The 2,388-nt window shown below is 66.8% G+C and carries 2 protein-coding genes; both read right to left on the reverse strand.

Annotated elements, in window-relative coordinates:
* Positions 1–201 precede the first annotated feature (201 nt).
* The gene (locus NKJ06_RS35140) at positions 202–1,395 is read right to left on the reverse strand and encodes an IS91 family transposase (protein WP_352812512.1); all 1,194 of its coding nucleotides are present in this window, start codon (positions 1,393–1,395) and stop codon (positions 202–204) included.
* Between the two features lie 2 nt (positions 1,396–1,397).
* Positions 1,398–2,258, reverse strand: a complete 861-nt coding sequence (locus tag NKJ06_RS35145; RefSeq protein WP_352812514.1) for a site-specific integrase — start codon at positions 2,256–2,258, stop codon at positions 1,398–1,400.
* Between the last annotated feature and the right edge of the window lie 130 nt (positions 2,259–2,388).

Here is a 2,388-nt window from a genome sequence, read left to right on the forward strand (position 1 = left end):
TGTCGGCGATGGCGCGACCGCCGCCGCGAAGCGGCGGGTTTGATGCGGACGGACCGCTTCGTTGCGCCTCCGCGCGGTATTGTCGGAACGGTGGGCGGCCGGACGCGACCGTTTCGGCGTCGATGATCATCATAGAGACGGGTGGGTCCGTTGCCGGAGGCTGGGTGCCTGCGGCTGAAGGCTGGATCATACCATGCGGGGTCATGGACAGTTCTCCCGGTCTGTCGCCGCCTTGTGCGGCGGTCCGCGCGGCTGCCTCCACCGTTCGAACACCTCGATGACGATCATGCGGCCGCCGCAGCATGGGCATGGCGGACGGAAGTTGTCTGGTTCCGCCGATGGATCGTTCGTGGCGGGAGGCGCGGCCGCGAGCAGTTGGCGGGCGAGTGCGAGGCAGTCCTTGCGGGAGCAGCCGGCAAGCAGGCCGTAGTGGCGGATGCGATGGAAGCCGCGCGGCAGGACATGGAGCAGGAGACGGCGAATGAACTCGTCTGTGGCGAGCGTCATGACCTGCTGCCGGTCGGCGCCTTCGCGACGGTAGTTCTTGTAGCGGAAGGTGACGCCGTCCTCGTCGAAACGGATGAGGCGGCGGTTCGAGATGGCGACCCGGTGCGTGTAGCGCGACAGATAGGCGAGCACCGCCTCCGGCCCGGCGAACGGCGCCTTCGCGTAGACCACCCAGCGCTTCTTCCGGACCAGTGACAGGTGGCGCAGGAATGCCCGCCGTTCCGCGAGATGAGCAATTGCGCCGAAGAAGGCGAGCCGGCCAGCGTCGTGCAGCGCGACCAACCGGGAGAGGAACAGGCGGCGGAACAGCTTGCCGAGCACGCGCACCGGCAGCAGGAAGGCCGGACGCGACGACATCCACCGGCTTCCGTCCGGCGCGATGCCACCACCCGGCACGATCATGTGCACGTGCGGATGGTGTGTCATCGCCGAGCCCCAGGTATGGAGCACTGCGGTGATGCCGATGCGCGCGCCGAGATGCTTCGGATCGGCCGCGATGGTCAGCATCGTCTCCGATGCCGCACGGAACAGCAGGTCATAGACCGCCGCCTTGTTGTGGAAGGCGATGTCGGCGACCTCGGCCGGGAGCGTGAAGACAACGTGGAAGTAGCCGACCGGCAGCAGGTCGGCCTCGCGCTCGGCAAGCCATGTCCGCGCCGTGGCACCCTGGCACTTCGGACAGTGCCGGTTGCGGCAGGAGTTGTAGGCGATGCGCCACTGGCCGCAGTCCTCGCAGGCCTCGACGTGACCGCCAAGGGCCGCGGTGCGGCAGTGCTCGATCGCCGACATGACCTTGAGCTGGGCGAGGCTCAGGTGCCCGGTATGGGCGGCCCGGTAGGCGGGCCCGGCAGCACGGAAGATGTCGGCGACCTCGACCGAGGCGCGCACGCTCAGCCGTCGGGTGAGATCTCTTCCGGCTTGAACAGGCCAAGCTTGTCGAGCGGGCTCGTGACGGTGCGCACCGTGCGGGTTGCAACCTTGGTGTAGAAGGCGGTGCTGTTCAGCTTGGCGTGCCCGAGCAGGACCTGGATGATCCGGATGTCGGTGCCGTCCTCCAGCAGGTGGGTGGCGAAGCTGTGGCGCAGCGTGTGCACGCGATAGAGCTGGCGGGTGCTGATGGGCTTCATCGCATGCTGCCCAGGAAACAGCCAGCCGTCGCGATGCATCACGCCCTGCTGGCGTCCGACCTTCCACCACTGGCGCAGCAACAAGAGCAGGTCTTGCGACAGCATGGCGTTGCGGTATCGCCCGCCCTTGCCGTGCTCGACGCGCAACAGCATGCGCTCGCTGTCGATGTCAGCAACCTTCAGCGTCGACACCTCCGCCACGCGCAGGCCCGCGCCATAAGCGACCGACAGCGCGGCCTGGTGCTTGAGGCAGGTGGTGGCGTTGAGCAGCCGGGCGACCTCGTCGCGGCTCAGCACCACCGGTAGCTTGCGCGGGTGCGCCAGACGAACGAGCTTGCGCGCCAGATCGGGACGATCGACCGTATGCGTGAAGAAGAAGCGCAGCGCCGACACGATGCTGTTCATCGTCGGCACGGGAACACCGTCGTCCTGCTGCTCGATCTGGAACCGGCGCAGGTCGTCAGTGGTCGCTGTGTCTGGTGAACGCTCGAGGAACGTCGCCAGGCGTCCGATGTCGCGGAGATAGTTGCGCTGCGTCTCCTGTGAGAAACGCCGCATGTTCATGTCGTCGATCAGCCGCTGACGAAGTGGACTGATAGGTGCATCAAGAACAGGATAGGGCATGGTCAGGCTCCTTGTTGAAGAAGCCCGCCATGCTCTGCCTCTGCCGAACCCCGCTCAACGCAGGCGCAACGACCGGTTCTTGATCTCTACCTCAACCGCGGGCGCCCATCCCGCGCAGCGGGTTCGTTCT

Source organism: Mesorhizobium sp. M0293, assembly GCF_040321735.1.
In the GTDB taxonomy this organism is placed as follows: Bacteria; Pseudomonadota; Alphaproteobacteria; order Rhizobiales; family Rhizobiaceae; genus Mesorhizobium.